Source organism: Nocardioides sp. J9, from assembly GCF_007829375.1.
In the GTDB taxonomy this organism is placed as follows: domain Bacteria; phylum Actinomycetota; class Actinomycetes; order Propionibacteriales; family Nocardioidaceae; genus Nocardioides.
This window is the reverse complement of the sequence record NZ_VLJQ01000121.1, coordinates 12802-32040: the sequence shown is the minus strand read 5'-3', so window position 1 is coordinate 32040 and position 19239 is coordinate 12802. Positions and strand designations below refer to the sequence as shown.

Annotated in this window: 18 protein-coding genes; 11 read left to right on the top strand and 7 right to left on the bottom strand. The window is 71.7% G+C overall.

The features are described from left to right. Positions 1–36 precede the first annotated feature (36 nt). From L615_RS20400 to L615_RS20390, 3 genes are all read left to right on the top strand, one after another. On the top strand, positions 37–2157 hold the full coding sequence (locus tag L615_RS20400; RefSeq protein ID WP_145726298.1) for a glycogen debranching N-terminal domain-containing protein: 2121 nt from the start codon (positions 37–39) through the stop codon (positions 2155–2157). A gap of 62 nt (positions 2158–2219) precedes the next feature. Next, a complete protein-coding gene (locus tag L615_RS20395; protein ID WP_145726297.1) occupies positions 2220–2567 on the top strand; it encodes a MerR family transcriptional regulator in 348 nt (115 codons plus the stop codon). A 130-nt stretch (positions 2568–2697) separates the two neighbouring features. After that, positions 2698–3138 carry a hypothetical protein gene (locus L615_RS20390; RefSeq protein WP_145726296.1) on the top strand — a complete coding sequence of 147 codons (441 nt, stop codon included), beginning with the start codon at positions 2698–2700 and terminating at the stop codon, positions 3136–3138. A gap of 58 nt (positions 3139–3196) precedes the next feature. On the opposite strand, the gene L615_RS23585 is transcribed toward L615_RS20390, so the two are convergent. Continuing rightward, positions 3197–3745, bottom strand: a complete 549-nt coding sequence (locus L615_RS23585) for a hypothetical protein (RefSeq protein WP_186449956.1) — start codon at positions 3743–3745, stop codon at positions 3197–3199. A 99-nt stretch (positions 3746–3844) separates the two neighbouring features. Then, a complete protein-coding gene (locus tag L615_RS20385; RefSeq protein WP_396954779.1) occupies positions 3845–4285 on the bottom strand; it encodes an Lrp/AsnC family transcriptional regulator in 441 nt (146 codons plus the stop codon). Positions 4286–4451: 166 nt separating this feature from the next. Here L615_RS20385 and L615_RS20380 point away from each other — a divergent pair, with 166 nt between their 5' ends. From L615_RS20380 to L615_RS20365, 4 genes are read left to right on the top strand one after another with little or no spacing between them, the layout of a single operon-like run. Further along, on the top strand, positions 4452–5621 hold the full coding sequence (locus L615_RS20380; RefSeq protein ID WP_261376792.1) for a spermidine/putrescine ABC transporter substrate-binding protein: 1170 nt from the start codon (positions 4452–4454) through the stop codon (positions 5619–5621). Next, positions 5605–6768: an ABC transporter ATP-binding protein gene (locus L615_RS20375; RefSeq protein ID WP_145726294.1), complete on the top strand. Its 1164-nt coding sequence runs from the start codon at positions 5605–5607 to the stop codon at positions 6766–6768. Before L615_RS20380 ends, L615_RS20375 begins: the two co-directional genes overlap by 17 nt. Beyond that, complete coding sequence (locus L615_RS20370) at positions 6768–7616, top strand: ABC transporter permease (protein WP_145726293.1); 849 nt, start codon at positions 6768–6770, stop codon at positions 7614–7616. The genes L615_RS20375 and L615_RS20370 overlap by 1 nt, the downstream gene beginning before the upstream one ends. Next, a complete protein-coding gene (locus L615_RS20365) occupies positions 7613–8428 on the top strand; it encodes an ABC transporter permease (protein WP_261376791.1) in 816 nt (271 codons plus the stop codon). Before L615_RS20370 ends, L615_RS20365 begins: the two co-directional genes overlap by 4 nt. A 264-nt stretch (positions 8429–8692) precedes the next feature. Here the strand turns inward: L615_RS20365 and L615_RS20360 are convergent, their stop codons facing one another. Continuing rightward, positions 8693–10087, bottom strand: a complete 1395-nt coding sequence (locus tag L615_RS20360; RefSeq protein WP_261376790.1) for an aspartate aminotransferase family protein — start codon at positions 10085–10087, stop codon at positions 8693–8695. A 124-nt stretch (positions 10088–10211) separates the two neighbouring features. On the opposite strand from L615_RS20360, the gene L615_RS20355 reads away from it, so the two are divergent. The 4 genes from L615_RS20355 (at position 10212) to L615_RS20340 (ending at position 15036) form a co-directional block, all read left to right on the top strand. Beyond that, positions 10212–11651, top strand: coding sequence for an aminobutyraldehyde dehydrogenase (locus L615_RS20355; RefSeq protein WP_028655496.1), 1440 nt, complete (start codon positions 10212–10214; stop codon positions 11649–11651). A 14-nt stretch (positions 11652–11665) separates the two neighbouring features. Continuing rightward, positions 11666–12892, top strand: coding sequence for a saccharopine dehydrogenase family protein (locus L615_RS20350; RefSeq protein ID WP_145726291.1), 1227 nt, complete (start codon positions 11666–11668; stop codon positions 12890–12892). Further along, entirely contained in the window at positions 12889–14265 is a 1377-nt protein-coding gene (locus L615_RS20345; protein WP_028655498.1) for an FAD-binding oxidoreductase, read from the top strand. Before L615_RS20350 ends, L615_RS20345 begins: the two co-directional genes overlap by 4 nt. 225 nt (positions 14266–14490) lie before the next feature. Continuing rightward, complete coding sequence (locus tag L615_RS20340; protein WP_186449955.1) at positions 14491–15036, top strand: 1-acyl-sn-glycerol-3-phosphate acyltransferase; 546 nt, start codon at positions 14491–14493, stop codon at positions 15034–15036. A 21-nt stretch (positions 15037–15057) separates the two neighbouring features. On the opposite strand, the gene L615_RS20335 is transcribed toward L615_RS20340, so the two are convergent. From L615_RS20335 to treZ, 4 genes are all read right to left on the bottom strand, one after another. Further along, positions 15058–15423 (bottom strand): YciI family protein, encoded by a 366-nt coding sequence (locus L615_RS20335; protein WP_028655500.1) that lies wholly within the window; start codon positions 15421–15423, stop codon positions 15058–15060. A 125-nt stretch (positions 15424–15548) separates the two neighbouring features. Then, positions 15549–16145 carry an NAD(P)H:quinone oxidoreductase gene (gene wrbA / locus L615_RS20330; protein ID WP_145726290.1) on the bottom strand — a complete coding sequence of 199 codons (597 nt, stop codon included), beginning with the start codon at positions 16143–16145 and terminating at the stop codon, positions 15549–15551. Positions 16146–16194: 49 nt separating this feature from the next. Then, the gene (locus tag L615_RS20325) at positions 16195–17652 is read right to left on the bottom strand and encodes a YdiU family protein (protein WP_145726289.1); all 1458 of its coding nucleotides are present in this window, start codon (positions 17650–17652) and stop codon (positions 16195–16197) included. Next, a partial coding sequence (gene treZ, locus L615_RS20320; protein ID WP_261376789.1) for a malto-oligosyltrehalose trehalohydrolase occupies positions 17649–19239 on the bottom strand: 1591 nt, incomplete at its 5' end. The genes treZ and L615_RS20325, both read right to left, overlap by 4 nt.

The window sequence follows — 19239 nt, the reverse complement described above, 5'->3', positions numbered from 1 at the left end:
CAAGTTACAGATTCTCGGAAAGGGGTCAAGTAGGGAATGGAGACCGCCGCGCGCCCGACGCCGGACACCGCCACGACCACCGACCGCGCCGACCGGCACGACCGGGACGGGGAGGTCGCCGCCTCGAGCGCCGTCGTCGCCCGCGGCCGGGACGTGACGCTGGTCGAGGGATCCTCCTTCTGCGTGTCCGACCACGCCGGGGCGATCGACCCCGGCGGCGCGCACGGACTGTTCGTGCGCGACACCCGGGTCCTGTCGCGCTGGCAGCTGTACGTCGACAGGCACCCGGTCGAGCCGCTGACGGTCATCTCCGAGGAGCCGTTCAGCTGCCGCTTCCTGGGCCGTTGCACACCGCGCCCGGGCCAGGCCGACGCCACGCTGGTCAGCGAGGTCCGCCGCTTCGTCGGCCAGGGCATGCGCGAGGACATCACCTTGCACAACCACGGCCCGGAGGCTGCCGGCGTCGAGGTCCTGCTCCAGGTAGAGGCGGACTTCGCCGACCTCTTCGAGGTCAAGGACCGCCGCCCGGGGGGCCGGCGCGGGGTGGGCCGACGCGCCGTCGGCACCGACCTGGTCTGCTGGGTCGAGAACACCCCCGAGCAGCGCGGGGTGCGGATCTCGGCGCCCGGCGCCCAGATCACCGCGGAGGGCATCTCCTTCCGGGCGGTCGTGCCGCCGCACGGACGCTGGACGACGACGGTGGAGGTGCTGCCGAGCGTCTCCGGCCAGGAGCTCGCCGCCGCCTTCCCGACCGACCGGCCGCTGGAGTCCGCCGCACCCGCCCGGCGGATGCAGGGGTGGACGGCCGCGGCACCGACCATCGAGGTGGGTCACGCGGGGCTCGCAGCGGCGCTGGCGATGAGCCGGCGCGACCTGGGTGCGCTGCGCATCGTCGACGCCGACCACCCCGGGGACGACGTGGTCGCCGCCGGGGCACCGTGGTTCATGGCGCTGTTCGGACGCGACTCGCTGCTGACCAGCGCGATGTTGCTGCCCTACATGCCCGAGCTCGCGCTCGGCACCTTGCGCACGCTCGCCCGGCTGCAGGGACGCCGCGAGGACGCGATGACCGAGGAGCAGCCCGGCAAGATCCTGCACGAGGTCCGGCTCGGCGCCGACCTGTCCCTCGCGCTCGGCGGCGACAGCGTCTACTACGGCTCCATCGACTCCACCCCGCTGTTCGCGGTGCTCGTCGGCAGCGCCCTGCGGTGGGGCGTCCCCGTGGAGCAGCTGCGCGAGCTGGTCCCCGCTGTCGACCGCGGCCTGCGGTGGGTGGACACCTACGGCGACCGCGACGGGGACGGCTTCGTGGAGTACCAGCGCTCGACCGATCGCGGGCTGGTCAACCAGGGCTGGAAGGACAGCTTCGACGCCATCGCATTCCCCGACGGGCGCGCCGCCCGGCCTCCGATCGCGCTGGCCGAGGTGCAGGGCTACGTGTACGCCGCCCTCCTCGCCCGTGCCGACCTCGCCGACGCGCTCGGCGCCGACGGCGCACCGTGGCGGGACCGGGCAGCCGCACTGCGCCAGCGCTTCCACGACGCGTTCTGGCTTCCCGACCGCGGCTTCCACGCCATGGCCCTGGACGGTGACAAGCGACCGGTCGAGGTGCTCTCCTCGAACATCGGCCACTGCCTGTGGACCGGGATCGTCGAGGAGTCCGTCGCCGGGCAGATGATCGACCACCTGCTCTCTCCGGAGATGTTCACCGGGTTCGGGATCCGCACCCTCGGCACGGAGGCGGCGTCGTACAACCCGGTGAGCTACCACGACACGGTCCTCGCCGCCGCCGGCATCGCGCGCTACGGCTACCGCGAGCAGGCCGAGCGGGTGCTCTCCGGCCTGTTGGACGCAGTCGGGGCGTTCGGCGGCCGGCTGCCGGAGCTCTTCTGCGGCTTCGACCGCACCGAGCTGCCCGTGCCGGTCCCCTACCCGACGTCCTGCTCGCCGCAGGCATGGGCCGCCGGGGTGCCCTACGAGCTGCTGCGCATCGCGGTCGGGCTGGATGCGGACGTGCCGCGCGGGAGGCTGTCCGCCGAGCCGGCCATGGGCCTGGTCGGATCGGTGCGTATCGACGGGCTGAGACTGGGCAACCGAACAGTGTCGGTCCACGCCGACGCGGCGCAGTCGCGCCTGACGGGGTGGACGCAGGGCTAGGATCCGGACCCGACCGCCCGGGACCGGGCGCGAGGATCAAGGGACGAGGAGCAGGGGGTGTGATGGCGGGCAGCAGCGACAAGGGCCGCGCGACCGCCCCGTCCTCCCCCCTCGACGACGGGTCCGCGCCCTTCTTCACGATCGGCCAGGTGGCCCAGATCCTCGGCCTGCAGCCGGCCGCCCTGCGCCGGCTCGACGAGCAGGACATCGTCAGTCCCAGCCGCTCCGACGGCGGTCAGCGTCGTTACAGCCGCGACGAGGTCGAGCGCCTCCGTGAGGTCGTGGAGCTGACGGAGAGCGGCATCACCCTGCCGGGCGTGCGCGAGGTGCTCGCCCTGCGCCAGCGCGTCAGCGACCTCGAGGACGAGCTCGACGAGCTGCGCGGCCGGGGCCACGACGTCGAGGACTGATCGCCGGACCCTCCCCGACCGGGAACTCCCCCGAGCAACAAGGGCGATCGACGTCGTCCCGGTGCGTTGAGCGGGCGCGATCGGGTACCTCCGGGTCGAACCCGTCGTACCCCAGTGAGAGGACCCTGCCGTGCTCGGCACCCCGCACCTCAGCACCGTCAAGAAGATCGCCTCCAGCGCGGTCGGGCTCCCCTTGTCCGCGGCCCGGACGACCATCGGGGCAGCCGTCGGTGCGGCCCACGAGGCGGCCCGCGCCGTGCGCCCCGGGAAGCACGAGGGCGCCCGCCCCACCCCTTCCGCGCCGCAGGAGGCGACCGCCGACCAGGGCGGCCCGGCCGGGACGTCAGGCGCGGTCGAGCCCGAGGAGCCCGAGGTCGACATCGACCCGGAGACGCCGGTGAACGTCGTCGACGAGCTCGGCCTCGACCCGGCACCGGTGGACCGCTCCGGCGAACCGAAGCCGGTCACCGGCATCGACGCCGCGGCGGACCCGGATCACGTCGACGCGACGCCTGCGGACGTCGCCGACATCGTCGGCGAGACCGACGACACCCCGCCGCCGACCTCCTAGCCCGTCGGCCCCAAGGCACACGGCGCTCCCCTCCCCTGCGCATCACGCATCGCAGTGGTCAGGGGCGCGTCGTGATCGGTGCGAGGAGGCACTCGACGAGGTCGGGGATGTCCGTGCACCGCCCGTCCGGCGTCGGGCTGGGTGTCGTCGGGTCGGACGGCCTCGGGGTCGGCTTGCGCGTCGGCTTCGGTGTCGGCTTCGGTGTCGGCTTCGACTTCGGCGTCGACGAGCTGGAGGTGGGCTTCGTCCCGGGCGTCCGCGTCTCGGGCTCCGGTGCTGGTGGGTCGGCTCCGGCGTCCACGGCCGGAGCGCCCTCGACGGCGTCCGGCGTCGGCAGGTCGGTCGCGCCCGGGCTCGTGGTCTCCGATGCCGCGTCGCCGCTGGCAGCCCCGGACGGCGTCGAGCGGGGCTCTTCCGACAGCTCCTCCTCGACGAGGGGGTCAGCCGACGTGCTGGCGGCGGGCGCGGGTTCGCGCGCCTGGTCCGCGCCGTCGTCGGTGCCGACCACCAGGCCGACCGTCCAGGCACCCGCCACGAAGGTGAGCACCCCCGCGGCGCCGCCGCGCATCAACCAGACCCTGCCCATGCCCCACGTCACCAGCCCCATGTCGGATGCGGCGATCGTAGGGGGTGCGGACGTCCGCGCGCACCTGTGGCACCGAGGGGTGGGCAGGACCCGCGAGGTCCCGGTCGCCCGGGCGTCCGCTCAGCGCACGCCCCACGCGTAGGTCTGCTTGCGCAGCCGCAGGTAGACGAGGGTCTCCGTCGACAGCACGCCCGGGATCTTCCGGATCCCGGCGGAGATGATCTGCAGCAGGTGCTCGTCGCTCTCGCACACCACCTCGGCGAGCAGGTCGAACGTGCCCGCCGTGATCACGACGTAGTCCACCTCGTCCAGCTCGGCCAGGGCGTCCGCGATCGGCTCCAGCTCACCGGTGGCGCGGATGCCGATCATCGCCTGCCGGGCGAACCCCATCTCCAGCGGGTCGGTGACCGCCACGACCTGCATCACGCCGCTGTCGACCAGTCGCTGCACCCGTTGCCGCACGGCCGCCTCCGAGAGCCCGACCGCCTTGCCGATGGCGGCGTACGAGCGGCGCCCGTCCTCCTGCAGCTCGGCGATGATCGCCTTGGAGACGTCGTCCAGCGGGGCCTTCGGCTTGGTCACCTCCGAATCCTCACAGGTGGGGACGGCGATACGCAACGCGCACGTTCGGATTCCGTTGCGTTCTCATGAACTGACCACGGAATCGCTTGTCACCTCCACGTCGGCGTGCCACGATGCGCAGACCCACACCCGAGGAGGTGAGCCATTGGCAGGCTCGTCCGGACTCAGTCGCAGGGCTGTCCTGCGCGGCGGGGCGGGGGTCGCGCTCGGCGCGGCCAGCCTCGGCGTGCTCCCCCTGTTCGGGACCCCCGACCGCAAGCAGGATCCCGCCACCTGCACGACGCGCGACCTGTCGGACTCGGAGCGCCGGCTGGTCGTGTCCAACTGGCCCGGCTACATGGACGAGGACGACGACGGCTACGTGTCGACCCTCACCGAGTTCCAGCGGCGCACCGGGATCGACGTCAGCTACACCGCCGACATCAACGACAACCTCGAGTTCTTCGCCAAGGTCGTCAACCAGCTCGGCGCGTGCGAGAGCTCCAAGCGCGACCTGTTCATGCTGACCGACTGGATGGCGGCCCGGATGATCCAGGTCGGCTGGATCCAGCCGCTGGACCCCGCGAAGGTCCCGAACCTGCACGAGAACCTCATCGACTCCCTCCGGGGTGTGGGCTGGGACCCGGACCGCACCTACTCGGCGCCGTGGCAGAGCGGCCTCACCGGCATCGCCTACAACAAGGCGAAGGTCAAGGAGGTGCGCTCCTTCGAGGAGCTGCTGTCGCGCCCGGACCTCAAGGGCCGGGTCACCCTGCTCACCGAGATGCGCGACACGATGGGCCTGACCCTCCTCGCCCAGGGCGACGACCCTGAGGACTTCACCGAGGACCAGTGGTCCAACGCGATCGACCGCATCCGCAAGGCGCGTGCCGACGGGCAGATCCGGGCGTTCACCGGCAACGACTACATCCAGGACCTCGCAGCCGGCAACGTGCTCGCCTGCGAGGCGTGGTCGGGCGACGTCGCCGCGGCCGAGGACGAGAACCTCGTCTTCGTCGCGCCGGAGGAGGGCCAGATGATCTGGTCGGACAACATGCTGGTGCCCAACCTCTCGACCCACCAGGCCCATGCCGAGGAGTGGATCAACTACTACTACGAGCCCGAGGTGGCGGCGAAGCTGGCTGCCTGGGTCTGGTACATCTGCCCGGTCAAGGGTGCCCAGGAGGCGATGGAGAAGGTCGACCCGAGCCTCGTCGACAACCCGCTGATCTTCCCGACGGCCGAGTCGCTGGCCACGACCCACGCGTTCATGGCACTCGAGGAGTTCCAGGTCCGCGCCTACGAGAAGGACTACGCCGATGTCACTGGCGGCTGACCGCACCGACACCACCGCCCGTCCCGCCGAAGGCCCGCGGGACCTGCGGCTGGCTGCGCTGACGAAGGAGTTCGCGACGTTCACCGCCGTACGCTCCCTCGACCTCACCGTGCCGGCCGGCACCTTCTTCGCACTGCTCGGGCCGTCGGGCTGCGGCAAGACGACCACGCTGCGCATGGTCGCGGGCCTGGAGACGCCGACCTCGGGGACGATCCACCTCGGCGACCGCGACATCACGTGGGAGAAGTCGTACCGGCGGCCGGTCAACACGGTCTTCCAGAACTACGCGCTCTTCCCCCACCTCGACATCCACGAGAACGTCGCCTTCGGCCTGCGGCGCCGTGGCGTCAAGGACGTCGACCAGCAGGTGCAGGAGATGCTGGAGCTGGTCGAGCTCGAGAGCCAGGCCCGCAAGAAGCCGCCGCAGATGTCCGGCGGCCAGCAGCAGCGGGTCGCACTGGCCCGGGCGCTGATCAACCGTCCCGAGGTGTTGCTCCTCGACGAGCCGCTCGGCGCCCTCGACCTCAAGCTGCGCCGGTCGATGCAGATCGAGATCAAGCGCATCCAGGAAGAGGTCGGCCTCACCTTCGTGCACGTCACGCACGACCAGGAGGAGGCGATGACCATGGCCGACACCATCGCCGTCATGAACGGCGGCGTGATCGAGCAGATGGGCTCGCCGACCGAGCTCTACGAGAACCCGCAGACCACCTTCGTCGCGAACTTCCTCGGTCAGTCCAACCTCATCGCGGGGACCGTGGCCAGCGCGGAGGGGGACGTCGTACGCGTCGACATGCACGGCACCCAGGTCTCGATCCCGGTCGACCGCGCGCACACCCGGACCGGAGCCGGGTGGGTGGGCATCCGGCCGGAGAAGGTGCTGGTCGCCCCGGCCGGCGAGCCGATCGACGCCCCCGGCAACCACATGACCGGCGGCGTGGTGACCGACGTCAGCTTCGTCGGCGTCAGCACGCAGTACCTCGTGCGGATGCCGTGGGGGCAGGAGCTGATGGCGTTCGAGCAGAACACCGGCCGCCGCAAGATCCTGCGCCACGGCGCCGAGGTCGACGTGTCGTGGCGCCCCGAGTTCGCGTTCCTGCTGCCCGCCGACCAGGACGTCCGGGCCGGCGCGTTCGAGGAGGACTGATGCGTCGCGGCCGCTTCACGGGCTACTGGCTGATGCTGCCAGCGGCCCTGTGGCTCGGCGTCTTCTTCGTCATCCCGTTCTACTCGCTGCTGGCGACCAGCCTCTACGACCCCGAGGGGTCGGTGCTGACGGGCTACGACGTCACCTGGCACGTCGCGAACTTCGCCGACGCGCTGCGCGAGCACGCGGACGAGCTGTGGCGATCGCTGTGGTACGCCGGGGTCGCGACCGTGATCTGCGCCGTGCTGGGCTACGTGCTGGCCTACGCGATCGCCTTCAAGGCGGGCCGCTGGCGCAACGTGATGCTGGTGCTCGTCATCGCGCCGTTCTTCACCAGCTTCCTGGTCCGCACGCTGTCGTGGAAGCTGATCCTCGCCGACGACGGGTTCGTCGTCGACTTCCTCCAGACGCTGCACCTCATGGGCGAGGACGACCGCCTGCTGGCCACGCCGGTCGCCGTGATCGCGGGCCTGGTCTACAACTTCCTGCCGTTCATGGTGCTCCCCCTCTACGCCAGCCTGGAGAAGATCGACGTACGCCTCATCGAGGCAGCGGGCGACCTCTACGCCTCGCCGGCGCGGGGCTTCTGGAAGGTGACGCTGCCGCTGTCGATGCCCGGCCTGGTCGCCGGCACCCTGCTGACCTTCATCCCCGCCGCGGGCGACTACATCAACGCCCAGCTCCTCGGCAGCACCAACCAGCGGATGGTGGGCAACGTGATCCAGGACCTCTTCACGAACACCGGCGACTACGCCACCGCCGGCGCGTTGTCGGTGACGCTGATGGTGATCATCGTGGCGATGGTCGTGCTCTACATCCGCAAGGCGGGGACGGAGGAGCTGCTGTGAACGTCCTGCACCGCGCTGGCCGGTGGATCGGCGAGCACCTGGTCCTGGCGGCCGGTGTGCTCGTGCTGGTCTACATGTTCGTGCCGATCGCCGTCGTGATGCTGATGAGCTTCAACGACAACAGCAAGTCGCGCAACGTCTACGCCTTCCGCGACTTCACCTGGCACAACTGGGCGAACGTGTGCCAGCCGGACGGGATGTGCGAGGCGGTGCTGCGCAGCGTCGTCATCGGGTTGTCCGCCACCCTGGTCGCCACGATCCTCGGCACGCTCGCGGCGTTCGCGCTCGTGCGGCACCGCTTCCTGGGCCGCTCGTCGATGAACACGATCATCTTCCTGCCGATGGCCTCGCCGGAGATCGTGATGGGCTCCTCGCTGCTGGCCCTCTTCGTCTCCGCCGGCTTCGGCGGCCGGCTCGGCATGGTCACGATCTTCATCGCGCACGTGATGTTCTGCCTGTCGTTCGTCATCGTGACGGTCAAGGCGAGGCTCGCCGGCCTCGACGGCAACCTCGAGGAAGCGGCGATGGACCTCTACGCCAGCGAGTCCACGACCTTCTGGCGGGTGACCTTCCCGCTGGTCTTCCCCGGTATCGCCGCCGCCGCCCTGCTGAGCTTCTCGCTGTCCTTCGACGACTTCATCATCACCAACCTCAACGCCGGCCAGACCGTGACCTTCCCGATGTACGTCTGGGGCGTCGCCCAGCGCGGCATCCCGATGCAGGTGAACGTGATCGGCACGATCATGTTCCTCGTCGCCCTGGCCATCGTCGTCGGCAACATGCTCGCCGCCCGCCGCAAGCAACCCGCCTGACCGGCCCGGGCCAGCCGGCCACCGCCTGCTCGGGGTGGCGGCCGCGCACGGCGTACGCAACGCGCCCACGTGACCACCCGCCGCGCCGAAAGTGACGTCTCGACCCGCCGAAAATGACCTCTCGACCCGCCACAAGTTACGTCTGAACCCGCCGAAAGTGACGTCTCGACGAGCCGGCCAACGAGAACCGGGCCGGTGTCGCGCGCTCTCCCACTCAGCTCTGCGCGACGCCGACCCGGTCCCGGTCCCCGGTTCGTTGGTGCCCTACAGGAGGGCGACCGCCTCGGTCAGCACCGAGCGGAGCTTCTCCTCGATCTCGTCGAAGTGCGCCTGGTCGCAGACCAGCGGCGGAGAGAGCTGGATGACCGGGTCGCCCCGGTCGTCGGCGCGGCAGTAGAGGCCCGCGTCGAAGAGGGCCTTCGAGAGGAAGCCGCGCAGCAGGCGCTCGGACTCGGCCTCGTCGAAGGACTCCTTGGTGCTCTTGTCCTTGACGAGCTCGATGCCGTAGAAGTACCCGTCCCCGCGGACGTCGCCGACGATCGGCAGGTCCAGGAGCTTCTCGAGGGTGCCGCGGAAGGCGCCCTCGCGCTCGCGGACTCCCTCGAGCACCTTCTCGTCCTCGAAGACCTCGAAGTTCTTCAGTGCCACGGCGGTGGACACGGGGTGTCCACCGAAGGTGTAGCCGTGCAGGAAGGTCTCGGTGCCGCGGGCGAAGGGCTCGTAGAGGCGGTCGCTGACGATCATCGCGCCGAGCGGCGCGTAGCCGGAGGTGATGCCCTTGGCCGAGGTGATGATGTCGGGCTGGTAGCCGTAGCGCTCGGCACCGAACATGTGGCCGAGCCGGCCGTAGGCGCAGATGACCTCGTCGGAGACGAGCAGGACGTCGTACTCGTCGCAGATCTCGCGGACCCGCTGGAAGTAGCCCGGCGGCGGCGGGAAGCAGCCGCCGGSGKTCTGCACCGGCTCSMGGAAGACGGCGGCGACGGTGTCGGGGCCCTCGGCCTCGATCGCGACGGCGACCTGGTCGGCGGCCCAGCGGCCGAAGGTCTCGGGGTCGACGGTGCCGTCCGCACCGGCGAGGAACGACGGCGCGCGGTAGATGTTGGTGTTCGGGACGCGGAAGGTCGACGGGACCAGGGGCTCGAACTGCTGCTTGAGGCCGGGCAGGCCGGTGATCGACAGGGCCCCGGCGGTGGTGCCGTGGTAGGCGATCGCGCGGCTGATCACCTTGTGCTTCATCGGCTTGCCGACGAGCTTGAAGTAGTTCTTCGCCAGCTTCCACGCCGACTCGACGGCCTCGCCGCCGCCGGAGGTGAAGAAGACGCGGTTGAGGTCGCCGGGCGCGTAGCCGGCGATCTTCTCGGCGAGCTCGATCGCGGTCGGGTGCGCGTAGGACCAGAGCGGGAAGAAGGCGAGCTCGGCGGCCTGCTTCGCGGCAGCCTCGGCGAGGTCGGTGCGGCCGTGGCCGAGCTGGCTGACGAAGAGCCCGCCGAGGGCGTCGAGGTACTTGCGGCCGCGGCTGTCCCAGACGTAGGCACCCTCACCCCGCACGATCACGGGAACGTCGGCGGTGTCGTAGGACGACATGCGGGTGAAGTGCATCCACAGGTGGTCCCGGGCGGACTGTTGCAGGGCGCCGTGCGCGGCATCGTCGTACACGGCGCCATCCTCCCTCGCGTTCGCGATATCGGCAAGTGATTTCGTCGCTGTTACACGACTTCGCAACGGATTTCGTCGCGAAGGCGCTTCCCTGCGTGCGAGATGCTGGCTAGGCTCCCCGGGCATGACGACCCTCCGCAATGTCATCGACGGGGCCTCGGTCGACGCCGCGTCGGGCGCCACGTACGACGTCGTGAACCCTGCGACCGGGCAGGCCTACGCCACCGCCCCGGCGAGCGGCGCCGAGGACGTGGACCGCGCGATGCAGGCGGCCGCGAGGGCCTTCGACACCTGGGGCGACACCACCCCGAAGGAGCGGCAGGAGGCGTTGCTGCGGATGGCCCAGGCGCTGGAGGACCGCGCCGACGAGTTCGTCCGCGTCGAGTGCGAGAACACCGGCAAGCCGATCGGCCTGACCGCCGAGGAGGAGCTGCCGCCCAGCGTCGACGAGCTGCGCTTCTTCGCCGGCGCCGCGCGCGTCCTCGAGGCAAGCAGCGCAGGCGAGTACCTCAAGGACCACACCTCGTGGATCCGCCGCGAGCCGATCGGCGTGGTGGCGCAGGTGACGCCGTGGAACTACCCGCTGATGATGGCGATCTGGAAGATCGCGCCGGCGCTCTCGGCCGGCAACACCGTCGTGCTCAAGCCCAGCGACACCACCCCGGCCAGCACCGTGCTGCTCGCGGAGCTCGCCAACGAGTTCCTGCCGCCAGGGGTGCTCAACGTGGTCTGCGGCGACCGCGACACCGGCCGCAGGCTGATCGAGCACCCGGTCCCGCAGATGGTCGCCATCACGGGCTCGGTCCGCGCCGGCATGGAGGTGGCCGGGTCTGCCGCGACCGACCTGAAGCGGGTCCACCTCGAGCTCGGCGGCAAGGCTCCGGTGGTCGTGTTCGACGACGCCGACGTCGCGGCCGCCGCCGAGGCGATCGCCACCGCCGGCTACTTCAACGCCGGCCAGGACTGCACCGCCGCCACCCGGGTGCTGGCCGCCGAGGGCGTGCACGACGACCTCGTCGCCGCGCTCGCCGAGCAGGCGCGCAGCACCCGCACCGGCATGCCCGACGACCCCGACGTCCTCTACGGCGCGCTCAACAACCCCGACCAGCTCGCGCGAGTCAGCGGCATGGTCGAGAACCTGCCCGACCACGCCCGGATCGAGGCCGGCGGCACCCGCCCGACGGTCGCCGGCGGCGAGGGCGGCTACTTCTACGACCCGACCGTGGTCTCCAACCTGCGCCAGGACGACGACGCGATCCAGCAGGAGATCTTCGGCCCGGTCATCACGGTGCAGAGGTTCTCCGACGAGGCCGAGGCGCTCCGGTTCGCCAACGGCGTGCAGTACGGCCTGTCCTCCAGCGTGTGGACGCGGGACCACGCCCGCGCGCTGCGGATGTCGCGCAAGCTCGACTTCGGCGTGGTGTGGATCAACACCCACATCCCGTTCGTCTCGGAGATGCCGCACGGCGGGTTCAAGCACTCCGGCTACGGCAAGGACCTGTCGGTGTACAGCCTCGAGGACTACACGCGCATCAAGCACGTGATGTCGCACATCGGCGAGTGAGGACCGGCGCGACGATGCGGATCCTGCTGGTCGGTGCCGGTGGCGTGGGGGGCGCCCTCACCGCGATCGCTGCGCGCCGCGACTTCTTCGAGCTCCTCGTCGTCGCCGACCACGACCCGGTCCGGGCCGAGCGGGCCGCCGCGACCGACCCGCGGTACGTCGCCGCCCAGGTCGACGCCTCGTCGGCCGAGGCAGTCACGGCGCTGTGCCGCGAGCACGGGATCACGCACGTGATGAATGCCGTCGACCCGGTGTTCAACATGTCGATCTTCGAGGGCGCGTTCGCCGCCGGCGCCGACTACCTCGACATGGCGATGTCGCTGTCGCAGCCGCACCCCGAGGCGCCGTACGAGCGGTGCGGGGTGAAGCTGGGCGACGAGCAGTTCGCCGTCGTGGACCGGTGGGAGCAGGCCGGGCGCCTCGCCCTGGTCGGGATCGGCGTCGAGCCGGGGTTGTCCGACGTGTTCGCCCGCTACGCCGCGGACCACCTCTTCGCCGAGATCGACGAGCTGGCCACCCGCGACGGTGCGAACCTCGTCGTCACCGACGACGACGGCAACGAGGTCTTCGCACCGTCGTTCTCGATGTGGACCACGATCGAGGAGTGCCTGAACCCGCCGGTGGTGTGGGAGAAGGAGCGCGGCTGGTTCACCACTGCCCCGTTCAGCGAGCCGGAGGTCTTCGACTTCCCCGAGGGCATCGGGCCGGTCGAGTGCGTCAACGTCGAGCACGAGGAGGTCCTCCTCATGCCGCGCTGGGTGGACTGCCGGCGAGCGACGTTCAAGTACGGCCTCGGCGAGGAGATGATCACCATCCTCGAGGTGCTGCACACCCTGGGGCTCGACCGCACGGACAAGGTGCGGGTCAAGGGCGTCGAGGTCTCGCCGCGCGACGTGGTCGCCGCCGTGCTGCCCGACCCGGCGACGATCGGCCCGCGGATGACCGGCAAGACCTGCGCGGGCCTGTGGGTGACCGGCACCGGGAAGGACGCCGACGGCAACCCGACCGGCCCGCGGTCGACGTACCTCTACCACGTGGTCGACAACGAGTGGTCGATGCAGGAGTACGGCCACCAGTGCGTGGTCTGGCAGACCGCGGTCAACCCCGTGATCGCGCTGGAGCTGCTGGCGACCGGCGTGTGGAAGGGCGCCGGCGTGCTCGGCCCGGAAGCGTTCGACGCCGTGCCCTTCCTCGACCTGCTGACGGCGTACGGCGCGCCGTGGGGGCAGCGCGAGCAGTGACGACCACCCCGGAGCGCGCCCACGCGCTCGCCGACGCCGCCGAGCCGCGGGTGCTCTGGCTCGACACCCCCGACCGGCCGCCCGCTCGACCGCCCGTGGGGGCGACCGCGGCCGACCTGGTCGTCGTCGGCGGCGGGTTCACCGGCCTGTGGACCGCGCTGCTCGCGAAGGAGCGCGACCCGGACCGGTCCGTGGTGCTGCTCGAGCGCGACCGGGTCGCCGAGCACGCGACCGGACGCAACGGCGGCTTCTGCGAGGCCAGCCTCACCCACGGCGAGGCGAACGGCCGCGACCGCTGGCCCGGGGAGTACGACGAGCTCGACCGGCTCGGGCTGCAGAACCTCGACGAGATCGAGGAGACGGTCCGCCGCCACGGCATCGACTGCGGCTTCGCCCGCACTGGCCAGCTGTCGGTCGCCACCCGCCCGCACGAAGTCGACCTGCTCGAGCCCGGCACCCCGGGCTTCCTCGACGCCGCCGCCGTCCGCGCGCTGGTCGACTCCCCCACCTACCTCGCCGGCCGGCTCGACGCCGACGGTTGCGCGATGGTCGACCCGGCCCGGATGGCGTGGGGCCTGGCCGGGGCCGCCGAGTCGCTCGGGGTGCGCATCGCCGAGGGCACCCCGGTCACCGCCGTACGACGGAACGGCACCCGGATGGAGGTGCACACGCCGCACGGGGTGGTCGACGCGGGGCACGTCGTGCTGGCCACGAACGTGTTCACCTCGCTGCTGCGCAAGGCCCGGCGCCGAGTCGTCCCCGTCTACGACCACGTGCTCGCCACCGAGCCCCTGACGGCCTCCCAGCTGGCGTCGATCGGCTGGGAGCAGCGCTGCGGGGTCGCCGACTCCGGCAACCTCTTCCACTACTACCGGCTCACCGACGACGACCGCATCCTGTGGGGCGGCTACGACGCGGTCTACCACTTCGGGCGAGGCATCGCCCCCCACCACGAGCAGCGCCCGGCGACCCACCGGGTGCTGGCCGAGCACTTCCACGAGACCTTCCCGCAGCTGGCCGACGTCGCGTTCACGCACCGCTGGGGCGGCGTCATCGACACCTGCACCCGCTTCTGCGCCTTCTTCGGCACGGCGAGGCGCGGCCGCCTCGCCTATGCCGCTGGGTTCACCGGCCTCGGCGTCGGGGCCTCCCGGTTCGCCGCGAACGTCATGCTCGACCTGCTGGCCGGCGAGGAGACCGAGCGCACCCGGCTGGCGATGGTGCGCGAGCAGCCGCTGCCGTTCCCGCCCGAGCCGTTCGCCTGGACCGGCATCCAGCTGACCCGGTGGGCGTCCGCGCGGGCGGACGAGACCGGGCGGCGGAACCTGTGGCTGCGGACGCTGGACCGGGTGGGGTTGGGGTTCGACTCGTAGGGGTGGGTCGGTGGGTCGGGGGTGGGGCCTCGTGGGGTTTCACCACCTAGGTGGTGAATCTCCGTGACTGGGCACGAGAAACCCGGACCTGGCACACGTTTCTCCCGGCGTGTCGCCGGGGTTTCACCACCCAGGTGGTGAAACCCCACCCGCCGCACGCCCCCACCCCGTCCACCGAAACCCACCCGTCACGCCCCCGCCATCGACGCGGCCTAGGCTGGCGGCGTGCTGTACGAGGTCCTCCACTCCGTCGTCCCGCCACTGGCACGAGCCGTGTGGCGGCCGAGCGTCGAGGGCATCGACAACGTGCCGCTGACGGGGCCGGTGCTGCTCGCGAGCAACCACCTCAGCTTCGCCGACAGCGTCGTCATCCCGATCGTGGCGCCGCGCAAGGTGGTGTTCCTGGCGAAGGCGGAGTACTTCACGGGCAGCGGCCTCAAGGGGCAGCTGAGCAAGGCGTGGTTCGAGGGCCTCGGCATGGTGCCGGTCGACCGCAACGACACCCGTGCGGCGCTCAACTCGCTCGACGTCGCGCTCGAGGTGCTGGGGCGCGGGGACGCGTTCGGGATCTACCCCGAGGGCACCCGCTCGCGCGACGGCCGGCTCTACCGCGGCCGGACCGGTGTGGCGCAGCTGGCGCTGACCGCCGGCGTGCCGGTGGTTCCGGTCGGGCTGCTCGGCACCGACCAGCTCCAGCCGGTCGACGCCCGGCTGCCGCTGACCGGCCAGGAGGGGGCGGGCGCCTACAACGACCGGCCCGCCGACGCCTGACCCCGCCGCCACGGGCGGGCGTCAGCCCAGCCCGTCGAACGGGCGGACCTCGACCTTCCCGCGGCACGCCTTCGACGCCTCAGCCGCCAGCCGGATCGCGACGTCGAGGTCGGGGGCGTCGATGACCCAGAAGCCGGCCATCGCCTCCTTGGTCTCCAGGTAGGGACCGTCCGTCACGACGGGCGAGTCACCCTGGCCGTCGACCACGGTGGCGTTGCTGGCCGCCTGGAGGCCACCGGCGAACACCCAGTGGCCGTCGGCCTTGAGCTGGTCGTTGAACGCGCCGGTGTCGGCGAACGACTGCTCCATCTCCTCCTTCGACCCGTAACCGGAGAACTCGTCGTGGTACTCGGTCGGGCCGATCACGGACATCAGGTAGTGCGTCATTGCTGGACTCTCCTCCGTCGTGGCGGTGCCGATCACCGCCCTCACCCCCACCACGAAGGGCACCACGCCGGTACGACAACACGCCAGAGGATTTCCCCGACGGGCACGTCCGGTCCCCGGAGGCCTCAGTCGAGCTCGAGGCCCTCCGCGACGCGCAGGACCCGGTTGACCAGGTGGTCGAGGGCGGCGTGGTCGGTGTCCGTGAGCGTCTCCTGCCCGCCGGTGACCACGCCGACGCCGTACGGGTTCCCGTCCTGGAACTTCACCTCGTCGGTGTAGCCCGGCGGCACGATGATCCCGCCGAAGTGGCAGAAGGTCGTGAGCATGGCGAGGATCGTCGACTCCTGGCCGCCGTGCGGCGTGGAGCTGGACGTGAACGCGGCGTAGACCTTGTCCGCGAGCTTGCCCTCCTGCCACACCGGGCCGAGGGTGTCGATGAACGCCTGCAGCTGGCTGGTGACGTGGCCGTAGCGGGTGCCCGAGCCCATGATCACCGCGTCGGCCCACACCAGGTCGTCGGGCTCGGCGACGGGCATGTCCGCGACCGAGCGGGCGTGCTCCGCCCAGGCGTCGACGCTCTCGACCACCTCCGGTGGCGCGGTCTCGCGCACCCGGCGCAGGCGGACCTCGGCGCCGGCCTTCTCGGCCGTCTCCGCGATGCGCGAGGCCATCGCGTGGGCGGTGCCGTAGCTGGAGTAGTGGACGATCGTGAGCTTGACCATGCCCTGAGCGCTAGCCGATCCGGGTGGTCCCATACGGGGTGCGACAGGCTCAGGTGCCGCAGAAGGTGCGGTAGCGCCCGAAGTCCGCCGGCGCCGGCTCGGCGTAGCGCTCCCACCCTGCACGCGGGCGGTAGGGGTCGCGGACCGCCTCGAGCAGCCGGTGCAGCGGGTCGAGGTCGCCCTCGTCCGCGGCGGCGAGGGCCTCCTCGACGAGGTGGTTGCGTGGGATGTGCACGGGGTTGACCTGGTCCATGGCGTCGGGGTTCGGACCCAGCGCGCGCCACTCCTCCAGCCACGCGTCGACCTGCGGCAGGTCGAGCACCATGCCGCGCACCGGCTCTGCGTCCCCGCGAGCGGCGGTGGAGAGGTTGCGCCAGAACGACGTGTGGTCGACGTGCCCGCCGGCGAGGAGCTCGAGCAGCGGTTCCGCCAGGCGACGGGCGTCCGCCTCGGCGCCGATCGGCAGCCCGAGCTTGGCCCGGAGCCCGGCGGCCAGCGCGTCGTCGTACTCGCGGGCGAACTCGCCGAGCGCCTCGGTCGCGATCGCGACCGCCGCCTCCTGGTCCTCGTGCAGCAGCGGGAGGATCGCCTCGCCGAGGCGGGCGAGGTTCCACTGCGCGGCAGCGGGCTGCCGGCCGTAGGCGTAGCGGCCGCCGTCATCGATCGAGCTGAACACGGTCACCGGGTCGTAGGCGTCGAGGAACGCGCACGGCCCGTAGTCGATCGTCTCCCCCGACAGCGTCATGTTGTCGGTGTTCATCACGCCGTGCACGAAGCCGACGAGCATCCACCGCGCCACCAGGGAGGCCTGCGCGGAGATCACCGAGCGGTAGAGCGCCAGGTAGGGCTCGGGCGCCTCGGCCGCGAGCGGGTGGTGCCGCTCGATGGCGTGGTCGGCGACGCGACGGAGCAGGTCCACGTCGTCGGCGGCGCGGGCGAGCTGCACGGTGCCGACCCGCAGGTGGCTGGAGGCGACCCGGGCCAGCACGGCCCCGGGCAGGACCTCCTCGCGGTGCACGCGCCGGCCGGTGGCGACCACGGCGAGCGAGCGGGTCGTCGGGATGCCGAGCGCGTGCATGGCCTCGCTGACGACGTACTCCCGCAGCATCGGGCCGAGCGCCGCCAGGCCGTCGCCGCCACGGGCGAAGCGGGTGCGCCCGGAGCCCTTGAGGTGGAGGTCGCGCAACCGGCCCTCGCGGTCGACGAGCTCGCCCATGAGCAGGGCCCGGCCGTCGCCGAGGCGGGCGAACCCGCCGAACTGGTGCCCGGCGTAGGCCTGCGCGACGGGCTGGGCGCCGGCCGGTGGCCGGGTGCCGGTCAGCAGGCCGAGGCCCTCGGGCGTCTCCAGCCGCTCGGGGTCGAGCCCGAGCTCCTCGGCGAGGGGCACGTTGAGCACCACCAGCCGCGGCTCGGGGGTCTCCGCGGCCTGCGCGGGCAGGGCGAGCTCCGGCAGCGCGGTCGCGAACCGCGCCTCGAGGGTGGCGAGGTCGGCCGGTGCGGTGGTCATGCGTCGAGCCTACGCACCAGCACTGCGTTGCCCGGGGGTACGTCGACCGGCCCGTCCGCGGCCCCGGCCGGGACGTCGTCGGTGGTGATGAACAGCACCTCGGCGGCACCCACCGACCACGGTGCCGTGCCGAGGTTGAGGTGCACTGCGAGCGCGCCGCGATCGAGCGTGAGCTGCCCGGCGTCCTCGTCGACCGTGGCGCGGCCGAAGGCGGGGTCGGTGAGCTCCGGGTGCGCGCGGCGCAGCGCGGCGAGGCGCTGGTAGCCGGCGAGCACACGGGCGTGGCGGCCACCGAGTCGCTCGTCCCAGTCCAGCCGGCTGCGGGTGAAGGTCGCGGGGTCCTGGGGGTCGAGCACCTCGTCGGGGTCCCAGCCCATCTGCTCGAACTCGGCGAGGCGCCCCTCGGCGGTCGCGGTGGCCAGCTCCGGCTCGGGGTGGGAGGTGAAGAACGCGAACGGCGTGCTGGCCGCCCACTCCTCGCCCTGGAAGAGCATCGGCGTGAAGGGGGAGCACAGCGTCAGCAACGCGGCGCAGAGCAGGCGCTCGTCGTCGAGGTGCTCGGCGGTGCGGTCGCCGCGGGCGCGGTTGCCGACCTGGTCGTGGTTCTGCGCGCAGACGACCAGCCGCCACGCGGGCAGCCGGTCGGTGTCGATGGGGCGGCCGTGGTCGCGGCCGCGGAAGCTGGAGAAGGTGCCGTCGTGGAAGAAGCCGCGGTCGAGCACCTTCGCCAGTGCATCGAGCGGCGCGAAGTCCGCGTAGTAGCCGCTGGTCTCGCCGGTGAGCGCGACGTGGACGGCGTGGTGGAAGTCGTCGCTCCACTGCGCGTGGATGCCGCGGCCGCCGGCCTCGCGCGGGGTCACCATGCGGGCGTCGTTGAGGTCGGACTCGGCGATGAGCGTGAGCGGACGGTTCTGGTGGGCGGAGAGGGCGGCGACCTCGACGGCCATCTCCTCGAGCAGGTGCACCTCGGAGTCGTCGACGAGCGCGTGCACGGCGTCGAGCCGCAGCCCGTCGACGTGGAGGTCGCGCAGCCACATCAGTGCGTTGTCGAGGATGTAGCGACGCACCTCGGCCGAGCCCTCGCCGTCGAGGTTGACCAGGTCGCCCCAGGTGTTGCGGCCCTGCTTGAGGTAGGGCCCGAACCTCGGCAGGTAGTTCCCCGACGGACCGAGGTGGTTGTAGACGACGTCCTGGATCACGCCGATGCCGGCGCGGTGGCAGGCGTCGACGAGCCGCTGGTAGGCCGCCGGACCCCCGTAGGCCTCGTGGACGGCCGACCACAGGACACCGTCGTAGCCCCAGTTGTGCACGCCGTTGAACGCGTTGACCGGCATCAGCTCGACGAACCCGACCCCGAGGCTCGCGAGGTGGTCGAGGCGGGAGGCCACGGCGTCGAGGGTGCCCTCAGGGGTGAACGTGCCGACGTGCAGCTCGTAGACGATCGCCCCGGCGAGCTGCCGCCCGGTCCACCCGCCGTCCTGCCACATGTGCGCGGACGGGTCGAAGGTCGCCGAGCGCTCGTGCACCCCGTCGGGCTGGCGCCGCGACCGGGGGTCGGGCAGCACCTGCTCGTCGTCGTCGAGGAGG

Bases quoted from the DNA above. Each gene is read 5' to 3' on its own strand.
- L615_RS20400 (WP_145726298.1), top strand. From the start codon at position 37: ATGGAGACCGCCGCGCGCCCGACGCCGGACACCGCCACGACCACCGAC.
- L615_RS20395 (WP_145726297.1), top strand. From the start codon at position 2,220: ATGGCGGGCAGCAGCGACAAGGGCCGCGCGACCGCCCCGTCCTCCCCC.
- L615_RS23585 (WP_186449956.1), bottom strand. From the start codon at position 3,745: ATGGGGCTGGTGACGTGGGGCATGGGCAGGGTCTGGTTGATGCGCGGC.
- L615_RS20375 (WP_145726294.1), top strand. From the start codon at position 5,605: ATGTCACTGGCGGCTGACCGCACCGACACCACCGCCCGTCCCGCCGAA.
- L615_RS20370 (WP_145726293.1), top strand. From the start codon at position 6,768: ATGCGTCGCGGCCGCTTCACGGGCTACTGGCTGATGCTGCCAGCGGCC.
- L615_RS20355 (WP_028655496.1), top strand. From the start codon at position 10,212: ATGACGACCCTCCGCAATGTCATCGACGGGGCCTCGGTCGACGCCGCG.
- L615_RS20350 (WP_145726291.1), top strand. From the start codon at position 11,666: ATGCGGATCCTGCTGGTCGGTGCCGGTGGCGTGGGGGGCGCCCTCACC.
- L615_RS20335 (WP_028655500.1), bottom strand. From the start codon at position 15,423: ATGACGCACTACCTGATGTCCGTGATCGGCCCGACCGAGTACCACGAC.
- wrbA (WP_145726290.1), bottom strand. From the start codon at position 16,145: ATGGTCAAGCTCACGATCGTCCACTACTCCAGCTACGGCACCGCCCAC.
- L615_RS20325 (WP_145726289.1), bottom strand. From the start codon at position 17,652: ATGACCACCGCACCGGCCGACCTCGCCACCCTCGAGGCGCGGTTCGCG.